The sequence below is a fragment of the Limnospira platensis NIES-39 genome (assembly GCF_026000695.1).
GTDB lineage: Bacteria > Cyanobacteriota > Cyanobacteriia > Cyanobacteriales > Microcoleaceae > Limnospira > Limnospira platensis.
In genome coordinates, this window is record NZ_AP026945.1 from 5,147,583 (window position 1) to 5,164,923 (window position 17,341).

The window sequence follows — 17,341 nt, forward strand, 5'->3', positions numbered from 1 at the left end:
TTGACAACCAATATATACTATTTTCCGAGATTGTCAAGGGCATTCCCCAATTACGCCACCGCTGGCTGAGGCTGAAACTGGAACATCGAGTAAATCACATTCCGGCGAATATCCGTCATCATATCCAGGAAAAGTTCGTAACCCTCCCGCTTGTACTCCACCAGCGGGTCTTTTTGACCATAGCCCCGCAGACCCACAGACTCCCGCAAAGCATCCATTTGTTGCAAATGCTCCCGCCACAGACTATCAATTTGTTGGAGAATAAAAAACCTTTCCGCATCCCGCATCAGTCCAGGGCGAATCTGATTTACCTGAGCCTCCTTAATATCATAAGCATTACGCAGTTGTTCATATAAGAAAGTCTTAATCTCCTCAACCGTCATATCAAACAACTGTTCAGCAGCCAGATCCTTCAGTAAATAAACAAACTCCTTCACCTTAGCCACCAAAGTCTCAAGATCCCACTCTTCCGAAGGCAGATCCGGGTTAATATAAGCCTCGACGATATCATCCATCGTCTTTTCCCCATACTTAATCACCTGTTCCTTGAGATCCTGACCCTCCAATACCCGGCGGCGTTCCGCATAAATAGCCCGACGCTGATTATTCATCACCTCGTCGTACTCGAATACCTGCTTACGGATATCATAATAATAAGTCTCTACCTTTTTCTGGGCATTTTCCAGCGATCGCGTCAACAACTTCGACTCAATAGGTAAATCCTCCTCCACCTGAAAAGCCGTCATCATCGCCGCCACCCGTTCACCACCAAAAATCCGCAGCAAATTATCTTCCAGACTCAAAAAGAAGCGAGTCGAACCCGGGTCTCCCTGACGACCAGCCCTTCCCCGCAACTGGTTATCCACCCGACGGGACTCATGGCGTTCTGTACCGATAACGTGCAATCCTCCCAGGGACACCACCTCATTATGTTCCTCATGAGTAAACACCTCATACTCAGCCACAATAGCCTGATAAACCTCCCGTATCCGCTGAACCACCACATCAGTAGTGGGAGCTTTTTCCGAGGCTACAGCTAGGATATCCTCAGCCTGGAGTTCAGGAACACTACGTTCCCCATACACCGACACCGCAAAATCTACCGCCGATCGCAGTTTCTCCTGAGTATCTACCGACAACTCCGTGGGAAAAATTCCCGCCGCCACCTTCCAAACCTTCGGCTTATCAGCAGCAGCAAAACCCTGGGGCTTATTACGACGGGGACCCCCTCCGATTTGAGGGATAGCCAATTCTCGCTCATCTTGCGGTTTCACAATTCGGGGCATAAAATACTCCCGTAACTTCAACCGCGCCATATAATCAGCATTACCCCCCAGGATAATATCAGTTCCTCGCCCCGCCATATTAGTAGCAATAGTCACAGCCCCTTTGCGACCAGCTTGCGCCACAATTTCCGATTCCCTTTCCACATTCTCCGGCTTCGCATTCAAAAGGTTATGGGGAACCTCCTGCTGTGATAACAAACCAGAAAGCAACTCCGATTTTTCTACGCTCGTAGTTCCCACCAATACAGGTCTACCCATATTGTGCATTTGGGCGCATTCAGTAGCGATCGCCAGCCATTTACCCTGCTCAGTTTTATAAACCATATCCGACAAATCCGCACGAGCCGTCGGTCGGTTAGTCGGAACCACCGTCACCTGCAAACTATAAATCTTCTCAATTTCCGCCTCCTCAGTTTTCGCCGTCCCCGTCATCCCCGACAACTTAGGATATAGCAAAAAGAAATTTTGATAAGTAATCGTCGCCAGAGTTTGAGTTTCCGGCTGAATTTCCACAGCTTCCTTAGCCTCAATCGCCTGGTGTAAGCCATCACTCCAACGGCGACCCTGCATTACCCGTCCCGTGAACTCGTCTACAATAACGACTTCATCATCCCGAACAATATAATTAACATCCTTGATAAACAATTCTTTTGCTTTCAACGCATTAAACACAAAATGCGCCCAAGGGTCATTAGGATCATACAAATCCTTAACCCCCAAAAACTCTTCCGCCGCCGCAAAACCCTCATCCGTCAGCAGAACATTACGCGCCTTCTCGTCCACCTCATAATGATCTTTATCCTTCTGTAGCCCCTTCGCCACCTCCGCCGCCCTCATATACTTCTCACTGGGACGTTCTACCTGACCAGAGATAATCAACGGAGTCCGCGCCTCATCAATTAGCACCGAGTCCACTTCGTCAATAATGCAATAGTTGAAAGGACGCTGCACCACCTCTTCCATAGAGGTCGCCATATTATCGCGCAAATAGTCAAACCCCACCTCACTGTTAGTCGCGTAGGTGATATCACAGCTATAGTTCTTTTTCCGTTCCTCTGGACCCATCCCCTGCTGGATTAATCCCACACTCAACCCCAGAAAACGGTGTACCTGTCCCATCCACTCAGCATCACGACGGGCTAGATAATCATTAACCGTGATAATATGCACCCCGTGACCTGATAAACCATTCAGATAAGCCGGGAGGGTCGAAACCAGGGTTTTTCCTTCCCCCGTTTTCATCTCCGCAATTTCACCCTTATGTAAAATCATACCCCCCAGCACCTGAACATCAAAGTGCCGCATCCCTAACACCCGTCGGGAAGCCTCCCTGACTACAGCAAAGGCTAACGGTAAAATTTCATCCAGGATTTGTTCCCTTTCCCCCCGGTTTTGGGCTTTCGCCAACATCTCCTTAAACTCCCCAGTCTTCGCCTTTAGACCTTCATCCGAGAGCGATCGCACATCTTCCTCTAGGATATTAACATCCGTCACTACAGGCTGATATTTTTTGATTTTGCGGGCATTAGGATCGCCCAGCAGAGCTTTAAGCATAGCAATAACAGGATAATCTCAACACTACTTTCCTATCTAGTATAGGGTTTATTCTTTACCATGAAACTCCCATACCCAGATATTTTGTCGGGCGATCGTATCCCCGTTGGTTTAGATTAGAATTACTGATTGCCATCGCTTTTTATGTTTCCTGAGTATTTACCCCCACTGGCTGAACCACTCACCGAATTAACTTCTATCTCCCTCGCTCAAGCAATTATTGCTCAACCCGTAACCCTCCCTGCTGTCCCTCAACCCATCCTCACTACCTATGTCCGCCAAGGAAACCGACAGCCTCTGCCTCCCATTCTACTCCTACACGGTTTCGATAGTTCCGTCCTAGAGTTTCGCCGACTCTTACCACTATTAGCTAATTCCACCGAAACCTGGGCCGTCGATCTATTCGGCTTTGGCTTTACACAGCGATCGCCTTATTTAACCGTTAATCCTACTCATATCTTAGCCCATCTCTACGCCTTCTGGCAATCTACCATCAATCAACCAGTTATCTTAGTTGGCGCTTCTATGGGAGGCGCTACCGCCATCGACTTTACCCTCAATCATCCCCAAGCCGTACAATCTCTAGTCCTTATTGATAGTGCCGGAATCAATAAAGGTCCTATCGCTGGCAAGTTTTTATTTCCACCCTTCGACTATCTCGCCACCGAATTTCTGCGACAACCTAAAGTTCGCCAAAGTATCAGCGAAAACGCCTATTTTGACAAAAGCCTCGCCTCCCGTGATGCTCAGTTATGCGCGGCGTGGCATCTACAATCACCATTATGGAATCGCGGTTTAATTGAGTTTACCAAAAGTGGCGGTTATGGTGCTTTTGGCGATCGCTTAAATACTATTCAACAACCCACCTTAATTTTATGGGGCAAAAATGACAAAATCTTGGGAACCAAAGATGCCCATAAATTCCGAACCGCTATCCCTAACAGTCAACTTATCTGGATTGACAAATGCGGTCATGTTCCCCACCTCGAACAACCACAAATTACCGCCAATCAAATACTCGAATTTGTCAATTAGCCACCCTCTCCCCCGCCCCCGCCTCATTCCCCCCAACCCTTGACAACTACCCTCCCCATCAGTTACCATATTATTTTGGGGGTTACATCGCTATACACTTGATTTTTTATTCAACACTTGCGGCCGCGCCTCATTTCCCCCAACCCTTGACAATTCCCCTCCCCATCAGTTACCCTATTCTTATAGGCTTTACACGGATATACACTTGATTTTTTATTCAACACTCCGTCCGCGCCTCATTTCCGCCCAACCCTTGACAATTCCCCTCCCCATCAGTTACCCTATTCTTATAGGCCTTACACGGATATACACTTGATTTTTTATTCAACACTCCGTCCGCGCCTCATTTCCGCCCAACCCTTGACAATTCCCCTCCCTATCAGTTATCATGTTCTTGTGGGGGTTACATGGCTATACGCTTGATTTTTTATTCAACATGATGAGCGATCGCCTCATTTCCGCCAACCCTTGACAATTCCCCTCCCCATCAGTTACCCTATTCTTATAGGCTTTACACGGATATACACTTGATTTTTTATTCAACACTCCGTCCGCGCCTCATTTCCCCCAACCCTTGACAATTCCCCTCCCTATCAGTTATCATGTTCTTGTGGGGGTTACATGGCTATACGCTTGATTTTTTATTCAACATGATGAGCGATCGCCTCTATTCAATAAGATGTCCTAGCAGTTTTGGTAGAAAATACAGCCGGAGGGAAAGGACTCTGAGGAGAACACCGGCTTTCTATTCTAGTGGAATTAGAATTTTATTCTAAATCGGAGGTATAACTATCATTCTGGGCGAACGCATCGGCATCTAGTTCTAATACTTCGATCGCCTTCGTTTTCACTCCGATTCCATATTCTATCAGCAGATCCAGCAGTTTTTCTCCGTTGATTAACGTGATCGGCGGCGCACCCGGGGCGAACGCCACCTCCACCGTCCCCTTGGAAAAATCGCTCGTGGTGATAATCGTACCCCGCACCGCTTGAAACCGATACAAACACCCCCGCAAAGCATCCAAAACCGGCCTTTGAATGTTCCCCTGTTGCCTCTTCACCTGCACCACTTCCCGCACCGAAGTGATCCCCAGTTCAATATCCGCGACCACATCGACCCCCTTATCATTCGTCGGTGATGTCACCTCCACATTTTGATAATTCATCGCCTCCAACAATTGTTTGATCAAATATTCAAACGCCGTCGGAGCCATCGTTGAGAGGATTTCTTGAATGCTTGATCTGACCGAGGCTTTCTGCTCTTTAACCAGGGTCAAAATTTCCTGTACCGTCCCTCCGCCGTCGAGTTCTTCATCGCCTCCCGAATCTTTTAAATAATTCAAACCCGCGTCGGTAATGCTGTAGGTCGTCCCCGTTTTGATCAATAATTCGCGATCGGCCAAATTGTAAAGCCGCCGCCACAGCGTATCTTTGATGGTGCTGTCCGTGCCGAATTGGGAGCAACGCTTGAGATAGTCCGACCAATCGGGTACAAAATCTCCGCGACGACCTCCCCCTTTTTCAGCCACCACACTTAGTAATTTTAATAAGCCTTCCCCCTCGTCAATTTGTTTTTCAACCTCTCCCAAGGGATGGCAGATAAAATCCTGTCCCGCATCAGTTAATAAAACTTTCCCCCCTGAATCTTCTTCCAGCAACTGATAGGTTCGAGATAGGAGCCAGTGTCCGTAAACGTGACGAGGGTTAAGCTGGCGATCGCTTCCCGTCCAAATCGCCTCCGCCAGTTCTCGATTTTCCCCTTCCAAGCGTTCCGATATCCAGCGTTCTGGATTCGTCCAATCTACCGGATTTTGCAGGGTTCCCGACAGACTCATGATCGCCGATCGCACTCCCGTGATTTGCGCGCGATCGCGTCCGTTCCAAATCGGTAAAATCAATCTCAATTCCGAATAGGTCGGAAAGTGGGAAACTTTGACCCGGGTTTCGTTTCGCGGGTCTAATGTCGCCGAATTAGATTCGGAATCTATCGAGGTTACATCCCATTTTCTCAACCCAAAAACCCCGCGATTGACCCTCACGAAGCGGCTGAGATCCCCCTTCTGTTTGATTTCCACCGCAATGATGGCGTTGAGCGTGGCTTCCGGACTTTTGCCGTTCGTTTGAATTAAATTCCGTGCGATCGCAATTTGAGCAATTTTGCGATAGTGCAGGGGAGAGCCAACATCTTCTAAAACTTGAATGGCAGCATCGGCGAAGGACATAGGAATAGTTAAAAATCAGAAATCATCAATTTTGTCACATCTAAAACAACCCGATTAGGCGAGATCTCCAATTAAAAGGACAACTCGATCCGCAATGGGGAGATGTTGTCGCCCCGTCTCAAGTATAATATGAAAGGGGCACCCACCACCCTTGCCCCCCACTTCAATCATTCCTTAGATCGCCAAATATTCCCAGATGGGATAAAGTATAGATGTTTAGCCTGTTTGTGAAACCTAATGAAAGATACATGGGTCTATCTGAGCCGTACCATAAGCTGCCAACCACAAACAAAAATAAAGCAACCAGTACCGTCGGACGTAGCAAATCCGTTCAACTTGACCAACCACTCACCTTTTCAAGCTGGAGTAACAACACTGTCAGTTTAAATCTTGGTGATAGTGCCGAATATTATCAGTCTTGGGACAATCCCACAGTCATTGTATCAGATGGAGCCTACGGTATTTTAGGCTTTCAAGGTGATACATCCGATCATCTCGATTTGCCCCAATGGTATGAACCCCATATCGCAGCTTGGTCAAAGTTCGCATTGCCCAGTACAACCCTCTGGTTTTGGAATTCCGAAATTGGATGGGCTGTCGTACATCCAATCCTTGAGAAATTTGGTTGGCGCTATGTCAACTGCAATATATGGAATAAGGGAAAAGCTCATATTGCCGGGAATGTCAATACAGAAAAAATCAGACGTTTTCCTGTGGTAACAGAAGTTTGTGTTCAATATGTCAGAGAAGTTAAATTCGATGACTTAACCTTGAAAGAATGGTTACGAAAAGAATGGTTGCGATCGGGTTTACCTTTACGCAAAGCCAATCTGGCCTGTGGTGTGGCAGATGCAGCAACGAGAAAGTATTTCGACCAAGGGCATTTATGGTATTTTCCCCCACCCGATATGTTTGAGAAATTAGTTCGCTATGCCAACCAATATGGGAAACCCGAGGGAAAGCCTTATTTTTCTGTAGATGGCCTACATCCTTTGACCGCTCAAGAATGGGGGAAAATGCGTTCCCAATTTCGATGTCCTCACGGTTTTACCAATGTTTGGCAGCGATCGGCTTTACGGAATAACGAACGAATAAAAACCCCCAACGGTAAAGCCGTCCATTTGAATCAAAAGCCCCTCGACCTCATGCAGCTAATTATTCAAGCTTCCAGTCAGGAACAGGATGTAATTTGGGAACCATTTGGCGGACTGTTTAGTGCATCTTTGGCTGCTAACATACTTAACCGCAAAGCTTTCGCTTGTGAAATTGACGAAACTTATTTCTATTATGGAGTGAAACGATTTAGTCAAGTATTTTATCAATCTTCTCTTCTGTAATTCCCAGATATCTGATCAAGGCAGATTTCATCGACTCATCTCGCCGACTCGACAAAAGTTTTTTCCATTGATAAATTTCCACTCCAAAACATTCAGTTTTATAAACACGCTCCTTAAAACTTTCAATTTCTGGATGCACGATTCTGTCCATTTTGGCAAAGTTCGTGTCCAAACTGCCGAAAAACATCATATTCTCGACTAAACGTAGACTTCATCGTGCATTATTTAGCATGGTATTCACACAAATCAGAATAAACCCATCATAGGATAATCCCAAAATAGGATTTTCCGAATCCGCCCATCATTCATTCTCAGATGTAATAATCCCGCCTTTGAGTCACTCGACTTGACTACCTAAGTGTCAAACTACGGCAAGTTGATTTTTTGTTCAACACTTGCGGCCGCGCCTCATTTCCCCCAACCCTTGACAATTCCCCTCCCTATCAGTTATCATGTTCTTGTGGGGGTTACATGGCTATACGCTTGATTTTTTATTCAACATGATGAGCGATCACCTCTATTAAATACATATCCTGCCAGAGGAAATATGATTCAACAACTTACCATTACAGTTTTGGTAGAAAATACAGCCGGCGGGAAAGGACTCTTAGGAGAACACGGGCTTTCTATTCTAGTGGAAGCCGACACCTACAAACTGTTATTTGATACCGGACAGGGAAACACTCTCAACCACAATGCGCGCCAACTAGGAATCAACCTACATGATATAGATGCGATCGCTCTGAGTCATGGTCACTATGACCATACCGGCGGCTTACCATCAATACTCAAAATAACCCAGAATCCAGTTTTATACCTACATCCAGCCGCCATTACCCCCAAATATAGCCCCAGAGGCGAAATTGGTTCCCCCATTCAAGATGAAAATATCCTCACAACCCATACCAGCAAAATAGTGTGGACAGAAACCCCCACGGAAATCATACCCGGAATGGGACTAACCGGAACCATCCCCCGCCACCATCCCCTCGAAGATACAGGGGGAGACTTTTGGATCGATGCTAACCACCAGACCATAGACACTCTACCTGATGATCAGGCTCTATTTATCCAAACCCCTCCAGGATTAGTTGTAATCTTAGGTTGCGCCCATTCTGGAACTATTAACACCCTAGACTATATTGCCCAAATCTGCCCACAGGATAAAATTTATGCCGTCATAGGAGGTATGCACCTGTTAAAGGCTAACCCAGAGCGCCTCGAAGCTACCGCCGCCCAATTAAAGCATTATCAAGTCCAACTACTAGGCGCTAATCACTGTACAGGCATTAATGCGATCGCCCATCTTTGGCATCATCTTGGATGTAGCATTGATGTTCGCGTAGGAACCCGCCTGCAATTCGGAACCAACACCCCATAACCTCCCACGCCGAAAAATTGATTTTTTATTCAACAATCTCGGCCGCGCCTCATTTCCCGCCAACCCTTGACAATTCCCCTCCCTATCAGTTATCATATTCTTGTGGGGGTTGCATGGCTATACGCTTGATTTTTTATTCAACAATCTCGGCCGCGCCTCATTTCCCCCAACCGTTGACAATTACCCTCCCCATCAGTTACCATATTCTTGTGGGGGTTACATGGCTATATGCTTGATTTTTTATTCAACATAATGAGCGATCGCCTCTATTCAGGGGATGATCAACAACTTTTGAGCGGGAATTTTTCATTCTCCCCCTAACAACCAAAAACCCGTATAAGTTACCCCAGAATCATCAGGTTGAACCAAGAGAAAATGTAATCCCTTAGCCAAGCGTTTACGAGTCTCAAACATCCGCGCCGCCTGAGCCACATCATCATCATCAAAAGTAGCAACTACCCAACGATCGCTCAATCCCGCCTCTAAAATCAAGCCATCAGGCTGTCCGGGGATATAATTAAAACCGACAGGTTTAACCGACTGTAACCATCTAGCCAAGCCCATAGACTGGCGACCGCCATCAATAACCACCCCAGAAATAGCAACAGTAGAAGCCAGACCCAAATTCAGGGGTAGTAAAATTGATGGCATATCCAAAATAGGAATAGGGCGATCGCCAAAGACCTCCTGAAGGTCTCCCGCTGGAAGAGTCGCAAACCGCCAGCGATCGCCCCAGAGATTTTCCGGTAGAGGTAAAGGGGGTAATTTATCAATAGCCAAAGGATCATAATTCTGGCCAGTATAACCCGTCATTTGGGGATAAATTAACATCATCTCAGCCAGCAATTTTTTTAAACCCAGCGTCCGACGAGTCGCCTGGACAGTCACCCCCAACTGTTTACCCACCACCTCAAAGAGACTCAAACAAGCAGGTCGAAACACCTGAATAATATCAGGTTGATCAGTCACAAACATCTCTTTTAACTGGTTAAGTAACCAAGTCGAGTTAGCCTCCGACTGAGGACAAGTCGCCACCAATAGGCGATCGCCTAATTGATCACAGACTAACAGTTCCCACAAAGGCTGTCCCCTCTCATCCTCAAGAGGACGGCGATAAAAATCAGCTTGCCATATTCGCATAACAAATCAAGCCATTAGTGAATCATTTAATAAATCTTAAAGTCAAAGGATAGCGATATCTGATACCCTCATTAGCTTTGCTGGCCGCCACAATAGTAAAAATTAAATCAAACAACAACACCGCAAATAGCAGAGGAATCCCAAGTGAACTACCCCACCCTGCCGCCCTAGAGGATGGGGCTTCCTAATTCAACGGGAACTGCATCTAACAAAACCGATGTTTTGCCAGGTTGTCTTACACTCCCGACCCAGGCAGTATCGCTGGTTCCCAACGACAATATCCGCAAGGCTTCATTTCTGATATTTTGTGCCGCGTTGACATCTCGATCATGGCAAGTCCCACAATGTTGACATTGCCATTGACGAATATCTAACGACAAACTATCTACTCGGTTGAGGCAAACGTGACAGGTTTTAGAGGATGCAAAGAAACGGTCAACCTCAATATAGGTTTTTCCTTCCCACTCCGCTTTATATTTAAGCATTGTGGTAAACATTCCCCAGCCTACATCACTAATTGCCTTGGCTAGTTTGTGGTTTCGTACCATCCCTTTTACATTCAGATTCTCTACAGCAATAACTTGGTTTTCGTTGACTATCTGGCGGGATAGTTTGTGTAGAAAGTCCTCACGGCAACGGGCAGTCTTGCCATGAACCTTAGCTACTTTTTGTTGGGCTTTAGTTCTATTCTGACTACCCTTTTGCTTGCGGGATAGTTTTTGTTGTTGGCGTTTAAGGTTACGGTGATGTTTGTCGCCATGACGGGGATTATCATACTTTAACCCATCACTGGTAATGGCGAAATGAGTCAATCCAACGTCAATGCCAACCGCTTTACCTTCGGTAGACTGACTCGGAGTTTCTTTCCCATCATCCACCAATACCTAAGCATAGTATTGTCCATCAGAATTTTGGGAGACCGTCACAGTTTTGATTGTCCCTTCAAATTCTCGATGACGATGGCAGTAGACTAGCCCAATCTTCCCAGGTAGTTTGATATAGTCTCCCTCAAACTTAACGTTGGCGGGATAACTTAATGACTGCCGACCATGCTTTGACTTGAAACGGGGCAATTGCGCCCGCTTCTCAAAGAAGTTTTTGTAGGCAGTGGAAAGATTGAGAGCAACAACTTGCAAAGACTGGGAATAGGCATCCGTTAGCCAAGGGTATTCCTTTTTTAACCCTGGCAACAGACCCTGGATATATCCACGAGATAATCCTTTGCCTGTCTTGAGATATGTTTCTTGGCATAGGTTGAGTGCCAAATTCCAATACCAACGACAGCATCCAAACGCCTTGGCGAGAGACGCTTTTTGGTCGTCGGTTGGGTAGATGCGATACTTGTACGCCTTATACATTATCGTTATTTGCTGTTGCTGATAACATTGTAGTTGATCATCCGAGGATTCGCTATCGCTCAGTTTGTTTATTGGTTGCTATTCATCCCCTCCCTGCAAGCGAGGAAGGGGAATTCCGCCACATTTTGTTAAAAACAAAATCAATACAATCGATACACACAGATATATCAAGATGCTGATTTGAAAATTCAACGCTTCTTTAGCTTGATCTTCAACAAATGGCATCTCATCCTTTTTGAGTAGCCAAATCACCAAAGGTCCAACGATATTAGCAACAGGTATGACATAACCCACAAAAGAGCTGAGGTGTGCGATCATGCCCCAAGTTCTGCTTTCTTGATCTATTTGGTTCCGTCGATTAGTCATGTTGCCTCCATCGCTGAGTATCATGCCACTGTTGATCTATGTTAATATCATTTTCAGCAGATAGCACCTGAGCGCCTCCCCCAGAACCATCAACTATGATAAGTTAAGTACAGAAAAAGCCTACTAATTAGGGTATCAACTAGCTAATTATACAAATGCGAACCGAAACAATCGTACTGCTATCGAGCCGAGAAATTGAAAAGATGCGCCAAGCCGGAAAGTTAGCCGCGCAATTACTGAACTACCTAGAACCCATGGTCAAACCAGGAGTCAGTACCCTAGAACTCAACGATGAAGCCGAACGCTGGACTCAAGCTCATGGTGCCCGTAGCGCTCCCCTAGGTTATAATGGGTTCCCTAAGTCTATTTGTACCAGTGTTAACGAAGTTATCTGTCACGGTATCCCCAGCGCCAAGCAGATTCTTCAAGATGGAGATATCATCAATATTGATGTCACCCCTATAGTTGATGGCTACCACGGCGACACCTCAAAAACCTTTTTTGTCGGTAATCCTTCCCCCACAGCTAAAAAATTGGTTGAAGTCACCGAGGAATGTCTGCGGCGGGCTATTGAGACGGTGAAACCAGGTAGCCGCATAGGGGATATTGGGGCTGCTATTCAAGAATACGCGGAAAGTTATGGGTTTTCTGTAGTGCGGGATTTTGTCGGTCACGGGGTTAATACCGTCTTCCATACAGCACCGCAAATTCCCCATTATGGGACCCGTGGAAAGGGTAAAAAACTGCGCTCAGGAATGGTTTTTACGATTGAACCGATGATTAATGAGGGAACCTGGGAAGCAGAGGTACTCGATGATGGTTGGACAGCGATTACCACAGATGGTAAGCTGTCTGCTCAATTTGAACACACGATCGCTGTAACCGACCAGGGAGTGGATATTTTAACTCTGCCATAGCGCTCTTAGTGAAACCAGCGAGGTAGGGACAATTGATGAATTGCCCCTACTCTCGGAATTGCTAAGATTAATCCCAGGCTAGGATATGGTATTAGGGGTCGAGATAGACCTCACGGTCTACCCCTCCCATTCAGCAGCAGAACCGTACATGAGACTTTCACCTCATACGGCTCCTAGTTTGACCGTCTCCTTGTTAAGAGTACAGCATTATCTCTTCATCAAGAGCTGTTTTATCATCGTGACAATGGCGATGTAATAGTTGAAGATTTTTGTATTCATCCTTTCCGCCATGGCTTCTAGGTACAATGTGGTCTACTTCAATTAAATCTGATGGGGTAAAGAATTGCCCACACCAGGTACATCTACCTTTTGGTTTTTTGAGTAGTTTTGCTACCCTAATTGGCGTGTCGATTGCTTGTCCTTTCCTGGTTGCCCAGTAAGTCCAATTTCCGTCATAAAGTGTTGCGTCGGGGCGTATTAGGGTGTGTCTGACAATTGGAGTCCAGTTGTGTTTGAATAGATGTATCCCATCTTTGGTTTGGAATAGCCAATTTTCGTGTCTTTCTTTCCCATTGCTAAGTTTAATTGTTCCATGTCTGAAATAATTACTTAGCTTTTCGTAACTTGCCTTTCCGCATCTTGATGCTGTCCATGCCCGTAACATTTGCCAGATTATTTTGTCTAGCTTAGTGAAGGTCTCTTTTGAGACTACCGCTGAATAATAGTTTGCCCATCCTCTTATGATTGGGTTTAGTCTACTAATCAGGGTTGATTGGGGTGCTGTCTTATGTTGTTTGATTACACCTTTAATCACTTCTGTATGGGCTTTAACTGCTTTATGGCTGGGTTTTATGTGAGTTTTGTGTCCTAATGGTTTTCCATGTGGAGTTTTCCCAGTTTTATATTTTCCTACAGGATATTGCCTAATATTGAAACCTAAGAAATCAAATCCGGGTTCCTCTGCTTTGCCGTTATACTCAATGTGATTGAGCGTGTGGCAGATTCGAGTTTTTTCAGGTTTAATCTCTAATCCAATAGGCTTTAGCCATTTGGAAATAGCAGTTTGGCACTGTTCAATGATTTCTAAGTCTTTTGAGATGACCACGAAATCATCAGCGTATCTTATGACTCTCGCAAAAGGGCGATTGTCTGATTTCCTAGGATACAGTTTTTCAATTAACCTAATCATACCCAACAGTGCGATGTTGGCGAGTATTGGACTTATTACCCCTCCTTGAGGTGTCCCTGCTTCTGTATTCTCGAATACACCGTTATCTAGCACTCCCGCTTTGAGCCATTGTTTCAGGTCTCTTTTTAGGCGGCTTGGACAATGAATTTTGGACAGTAGGTATTCATGGTTCACGGTAAGAGCATTTTGCTATATCCGCGTCAAGAACATAGTACTGTCCTTGATTTATGGCAGTATAAATTCTGCTAATTGCGTCATGGGCTGACCGTCCTGGACGGAACCCATAGCTTGTGCCTTCAAATCTCGATTCCCATTCAGGTTCGAGAGCCGATTTAACCAAGGCTTGCCTTGCTCTATCTTGGATTGTGGGTATTCCTATTCCAGCTTTTTTCATCCCTACCAGGTTTTGGAATCCAAACCCGTCGCAGTGGTTTTGCTTTGAGGTTTCCCTTAATGTTCTTAACAAGCTCAAACCTTTGTCTTGAAGAGATTGCTCTTACTCCATCAACTCCGGCTGTTTTCTTGCCTTGACCCGCTTGGGGGGGCGGGTTTATTAAGCTGACTGTTGGGAAGCATGGCTGACCGTGGAACCCGCCCCTACAGTCGCACTGCTAAGAGCCGAGCATAGTATGATTTCACCAATAGACGTTGCCACCTTCTGGCTTTTGCATCTTGTCCCGATTTAGCTGCTTGAAATATACTCTTTTGGAGCTTGAAAACTTTCCGTTGAACCTTAGTCCATGGGATTGCCTTCCATGCGTTGTTCGTAGTCTTGATTGGTTTTGATTTCCCAAATCCTTTCTTTAAACTCGCTATCGCCATTTGTACACCTACTTGACTCTATTTCTTTACAATCAAACCGTGACCCGTTAGCATATCCCTACCATTACAGTTGGGCGTTGGCTTCTGGTCACATCTCGCATCCTCAAAGACTTGCGGTTACACTTATCCCTACTGATATCTCGACCAGATAATCAGAGTCTAGGAGGACTTAAAACGTTCCGTTTATATGGGCATTCCATCTTTAGATTTGTCCTATCCACCGGGGTACTTTAAAGGTCTGTGTAGGTAGTGCTAAGATTATCCTACTTTTCCCCTTGCTCTTTTGAGCGCAGCGTGTCAACCTCTTTCGCTACTTAATTCTTACGATGGTTCAAGCCGGACATTCGGTTTCCCTAATCATGGATGGTTGGCAGTGGTCTCGTTTCTGGTGTTGGGTTACACCTCGGAGCCTTCCGTTCCCCGCTTCAGTCCTGGGTTTGTGATTCCCAAAACTGGGGGTGGCTATCGCCGTTACCCTCAACTCTGTTTCGTAATTTCTCGTTATGTTAAGGATGGTTACGAATTGTTACAGAGTATATTGACCTTGGGTTTCCTGCCTTGATTTGGTATCTTATTGATACAAATCGTTGGGACATATAAGCAGTTATGGGGATGGTCAGAGGCGAGCCTCTTGTATTCATTCAAGGGGCTGAAATCCCCATCAGGCAGTTATTTCGGGTATTGCAACCCTATTTCATGCCTGAACGTCTCGCACCTCAGAACTAATTATACTAAACTGGGGCGGAAGGATTCGAATCGCCTATATAGCCTACAACCCCTATTCTACCGTTACTTAGGTGTTACTCAAAGCCATAACAGAGTAACAAGTGAGTAAAAAATGAGTAACGATATCAATACCCCTACTGTAGGGGGAAAGGGTAATTATGACGATGGCTATAGTAGATTCCTGAAAGCCTATCAAGACTTTAAAGGGGAATGTCCCAAAGGAGTGACACTCAAGTTACAAAAGACCGGGACTAGGTACAACCTACTATTGCAGTTTAAACAGCCACCAACCGGAAAACGACTACCCAAAACGGCTAACCTTGAATGTACACCTCAAGGGGTGATAGACGGCGTTAGGAAAGCTAAACTGGTATCAGAAGCCTTGGGAACCATTACTAGCGCTAGTGAATTTTGGAACTGGTACGATGCGACTATCTCAGGAAAGAACCAGATTGAGGATAATCTGATAACCTATCGGGAAATATTCCAACAACTAGAGGATGAGTATTTTGCGGGTTACAACCGCAACACAGGAAGGAAACGTTCTCGCGATATCGTAAGCGACTTAGCGTCTTACCATCAAAGCAAGGGAGTATTTTTTGAGGACTTCCCTAACTGGGATGAATATCCTAGCTGGGAGAGTTTCAAGGCTATGTTATACACTCCCTTGCAGAATGGAGAACAATTAATAGGCTCCCAAACCTTCAGGGAACGTTACTACATCTTAAAAACCATAGCTAAGAAATCACCTAACAAAGAACACTTGCTTAAACAGCTTGAGCCTATTAACGCCAAACAAACGCAATTCAAAAAGAAACAACGGATAGCTGTTGATGTGTTTAAAGATTGGTGGTTTAAAACCCAACAAGAAGCCTATACTATTAAAAATCACCAACATCAATCATCCCGACATAGCTGGTTATGGGTAACGGGTATGACAGTAATGTATGGACTGAGACCAACTGAAATAGCCGCTTCTGTTAATCTAACTAAGCCATTTGTAACTGAAGATGGCGTAATCATCAAAGCACTATCAGACCCTGATAATCAAGACAATTACTTGGTATTAGGAGATTACACTTACTTTACTGACTCAGAAGGTCGGAAAGTGAGTATAAAAACAGGGGGAAGGATTGTAGCTCCAATTCCCAGCCTTGAAATGTTTGAGTTCCTGAAATTGAAACAACCGTTGTTACCAGAATATAGCCCTAAAAAAGGCAGTAAACCTAAAACCATAGTTACAGGCTTTGAAGCTGCGTTTAGTAACAGACTTCAATCTATGAAATGCCCGGTAACTCAGAAATATGCTTTTCGTAGGCTGTACAACCTGTTAGGTGAAAAGTATGGACTACCTATCGAGTTACGAGCTAGACTTATGGGTCATAGCACAATCGTTAATGAAGGTAAGTACAAGACAGAAGGCATTGACGCTACCTTAGAAGTTCTCAAAGGGGTTTCTAAGTTACCTATACCATTGAACGTAGCCATAGAACGGTTAACAGCGTTAGGGGTTGATATTGATGCTCCAGAAGCTAAATTATTTCTCAGAGTTATCTATCAGATAGATTAATCTAATCGTCAACCTTTCATAAATTAACACCCCTAGATTAAACCCTAGGGGTTATTTTATGGCTACAAATTGATGGATCCTGTTATGGCTTTGAGTAACACCTAAGTAACGGTAGAATAGGGGTTGTAGGCTATATAGGCGATTCGAATCCTTCCGCCCCAGTTTAGTATAAACCCTTATCCTAACAGCGATAGCGGGTTATTACTCAACCCCTATATCCTATTGAGTTACTCAGATATTACTCACAATCTAGTCCTAGCACAGGAAAATAATTCTGTCAATAGGTTGATTACTCAGTCAATAAGCACAACTTAATCAATCTGTCAAATACCCATACCACCCCCCTAACCAAACACCGATAAGGTAACTCTCTCGTGATAGCAGTCAATGGCAAGCCTATCGGTTCGTTACGAACCATTGACTGCTATCACATCGGTC

13 protein-coding genes and 2 pseudogenes are annotated in these 17,341 nt (G+C 45.2%); 5 read left to right on the forward strand and 10 right to left on the reverse strand.

Annotation, left to right across the window (positions count from 1 at the left end; genetic code table 11):
* Window positions 1–50 precede the first annotated feature (50 nt).
* Entirely contained in the window at window positions 51–2,840 is a 2,790-nt protein-coding gene (gene secA / locus N39L_RS25350; RefSeq protein WP_014276735.1) for a preprotein translocase subunit SecA, read from the reverse strand.
* 144 nt (window positions 2,841–2,984) lie between these two features.
* Between secA and N39L_RS25355 the strand changes: the two genes are divergently transcribed.
* Window positions 2,985–3,875, forward strand: coding sequence for an alpha/beta fold hydrolase (locus N39L_RS25355; protein WP_014276736.1), 891 nt, complete (start codon window positions 2,985–2,987; stop codon window positions 3,873–3,875).
* Between the two features lie 767 nt (window positions 3,876–4,642).
* Here the strand turns inward: N39L_RS25355 and N39L_RS25360 are convergent.
* Window positions 4,643–6,097, reverse strand: coding sequence for a restriction endonuclease (locus N39L_RS25360; RefSeq protein ID WP_014276737.1), 1,455 nt, complete (start codon window positions 6,095–6,097; stop codon window positions 4,643–4,645).
* Between the two features lie 212 nt (window positions 6,098–6,309).
* Between N39L_RS25360 and N39L_RS25365 the strand changes: the two genes are divergently transcribed.
* Entirely contained in the window at window positions 6,310–7,434 is a 1,125-nt protein-coding gene (locus N39L_RS25365) for a DNA methyltransferase (protein WP_006616278.1), read from the forward strand.
* A 547-nt stretch (window positions 7,435–7,981) separates the two neighbouring features.
* Entirely contained in the window at window positions 7,982–8,815 is an 834-nt protein-coding gene (locus N39L_RS25370) for an MBL fold metallo-hydrolase (RefSeq protein WP_006616102.1), read from the forward strand.
* A 306-nt stretch (window positions 8,816–9,121) separates the two neighbouring features.
* Here N39L_RS25370 and N39L_RS25375 read toward each other — a convergent pair whose 3' ends face one another.
* The 4 genes and pseudogenes from N39L_RS25375 to N39L_RS25390 all read right to left on the reverse strand — a co-directional run bounded on the left by N39L_RS25375 (window position 9,122) and on the right by N39L_RS25390 (window position 11,679).
* Window positions 9,122–9,955 (reverse strand): Tab2/Atab2 family RNA-binding protein, encoded by an 834-nt coding sequence (locus N39L_RS25375; protein WP_006616101.1) that lies wholly within the window; start codon window positions 9,953–9,955, stop codon window positions 9,122–9,124.
* 22 nt (window positions 9,956–9,977) lie between these two features.
* The gene (locus N39L_RS25380) at window positions 9,978–10,076 is read right to left on the reverse strand and encodes a magnetosome magnetite crystal formation protein family (RefSeq protein WP_006616100.1); all 99 of its coding nucleotides are present in this window, start codon (window positions 10,074–10,076) and stop codon (window positions 9,978–9,980) included.
* 46 nt (window positions 10,077–10,122) lie between these two features.
* Window positions 10,123–11,313, reverse strand: a pseudogene (locus N39L_RS25385) (RNA-guided endonuclease InsQ/TnpB family protein).
* 78 nt (window positions 11,314–11,391) lie between these two features.
* A complete protein-coding gene (locus tag N39L_RS25390) occupies window positions 11,392–11,679 on the reverse strand; it encodes a DUF4870 domain-containing protein (protein WP_006615956.1) in 288 nt (95 codons plus the stop codon).
* Window positions 11,680–11,834: 155 nt separating this feature from the next.
* Between N39L_RS25390 and map the strand changes: the two genes are divergently transcribed.
* A complete protein-coding gene (gene map, locus N39L_RS25395) occupies window positions 11,835–12,596 on the forward strand; it encodes a type I methionyl aminopeptidase (RefSeq protein ID WP_006615957.1) in 762 nt (253 codons plus the stop codon).
* A 193-nt stretch (window positions 12,597–12,789) separates the two neighbouring features.
* Here map and N39L_RS25400 read toward each other — a convergent pair whose 3' ends face one another.
* From N39L_RS25400 to N39L_RS25415, 4 genes and pseudogenes are all read right to left on the reverse strand, one after another.
* Window positions 12,790–13,959 (reverse strand): group II intron reverse transcriptase, encoded by a 1,170-nt coding sequence (locus N39L_RS25400; RefSeq protein ID WP_014276742.1) that lies wholly within the window; start codon window positions 13,957–13,959, stop codon window positions 12,790–12,792.
* The gene (locus N39L_RS25405; protein WP_014274255.1) at window positions 13,949–14,179 is read right to left on the reverse strand and encodes a reverse transcriptase domain-containing protein; all 231 of its coding nucleotides are present in this window, start codon (window positions 14,177–14,179) and stop codon (window positions 13,949–13,951) included. The genes N39L_RS25400 and N39L_RS25405 overlap by 11 nt, the downstream gene beginning before the upstream one ends.
* A pseudogene (locus tag N39L_RS25410) lies at window positions 14,139–14,361 on the reverse strand (HNH endonuclease). The gene N39L_RS25405 and the pseudogene N39L_RS25410 overlap by 41 nt, the downstream one beginning before the upstream one ends.
* 21 nt (window positions 14,362–14,382) lie before the next feature.
* Entirely contained in the window at window positions 14,383–14,607 is a 225-nt protein-coding gene (locus tag N39L_RS25415; protein ID WP_014275364.1) for a reverse transcriptase N-terminal domain-containing protein, read from the reverse strand.
* 838 nt (window positions 14,608–15,445) lie between these two features.
* Here N39L_RS25415 and N39L_RS25420 point away from each other — a divergent pair.
* Window positions 15,446–16,903: a hypothetical protein gene (locus N39L_RS25420; protein ID WP_014276743.1), complete on the forward strand. Its 1,458-nt coding sequence runs from the start codon at window positions 15,446–15,448 to the stop codon at window positions 16,901–16,903.
* Window positions 16,904–17,341 lie beyond the last annotated feature (438 nt).

Bases quoted from the DNA above. Each gene is read 5' to 3' on its own strand.
- N39L_RS25360 (WP_014276737.1), bottom strand. From the start codon at position 6,097: ATGTCCTTCGCCGATGCTGCCATTCAAGTTTTAGAAGATGTTGGCTCT.
- N39L_RS25355 (WP_014276736.1), top strand. From the start codon at position 2,985: ATGTTTCCTGAGTATTTACCCCCACTGGCTGAACCACTCACCGAATTA.
- N39L_RS25390 (WP_006615956.1), bottom strand. From the start codon at position 11,679: ATGACTAATCGACGGAACCAAATAGATCAAGAAAGCAGAACTTGGGGC.
- N39L_RS25405 (WP_014274255.1), bottom strand. From the start codon at position 14,179: ATGAAAAAAGCTGGAATAGGAATACCCACAATCCAAGATAGAGCAAGG.
- secA (WP_014276735.1), bottom strand. From the start codon at position 2,840: ATGCTTAAAGCTCTGCTGGGCGATCCTAATGCCCGCAAAATCAAAAAA.
- N39L_RS25370 (WP_006616102.1), top strand. From the start codon at position 7,982: ATGATTCAACAACTTACCATTACAGTTTTGGTAGAAAATACAGCCGGC.
- map (WP_006615957.1), top strand. From the start codon at position 11,835: ATGCGAACCGAAACAATCGTACTGCTATCGAGCCGAGAAATTGAAAAG.
- N39L_RS25415 (WP_014275364.1), bottom strand. From the start codon at position 14,607: ATGGCGATAGCGAGTTTAAAGAAAGGATTTGGGAAATCAAAACCAATC.
- N39L_RS25375 (WP_006616101.1), bottom strand. From the start codon at position 9,955: ATGCGAATATGGCAAGCTGATTTTTATCGCCGTCCTCTTGAGGATGAG.
- N39L_RS25365 (WP_006616278.1), top strand. From the start codon at position 6,310: ATGTTTAGCCTGTTTGTGAAACCTAATGAAAGATACATGGGTCTATCT.
- N39L_RS25420 (WP_014276743.1), top strand. From the start codon at position 15,446: ATGAGTAACGATATCAATACCCCTACTGTAGGGGGAAAGGGTAATTAT.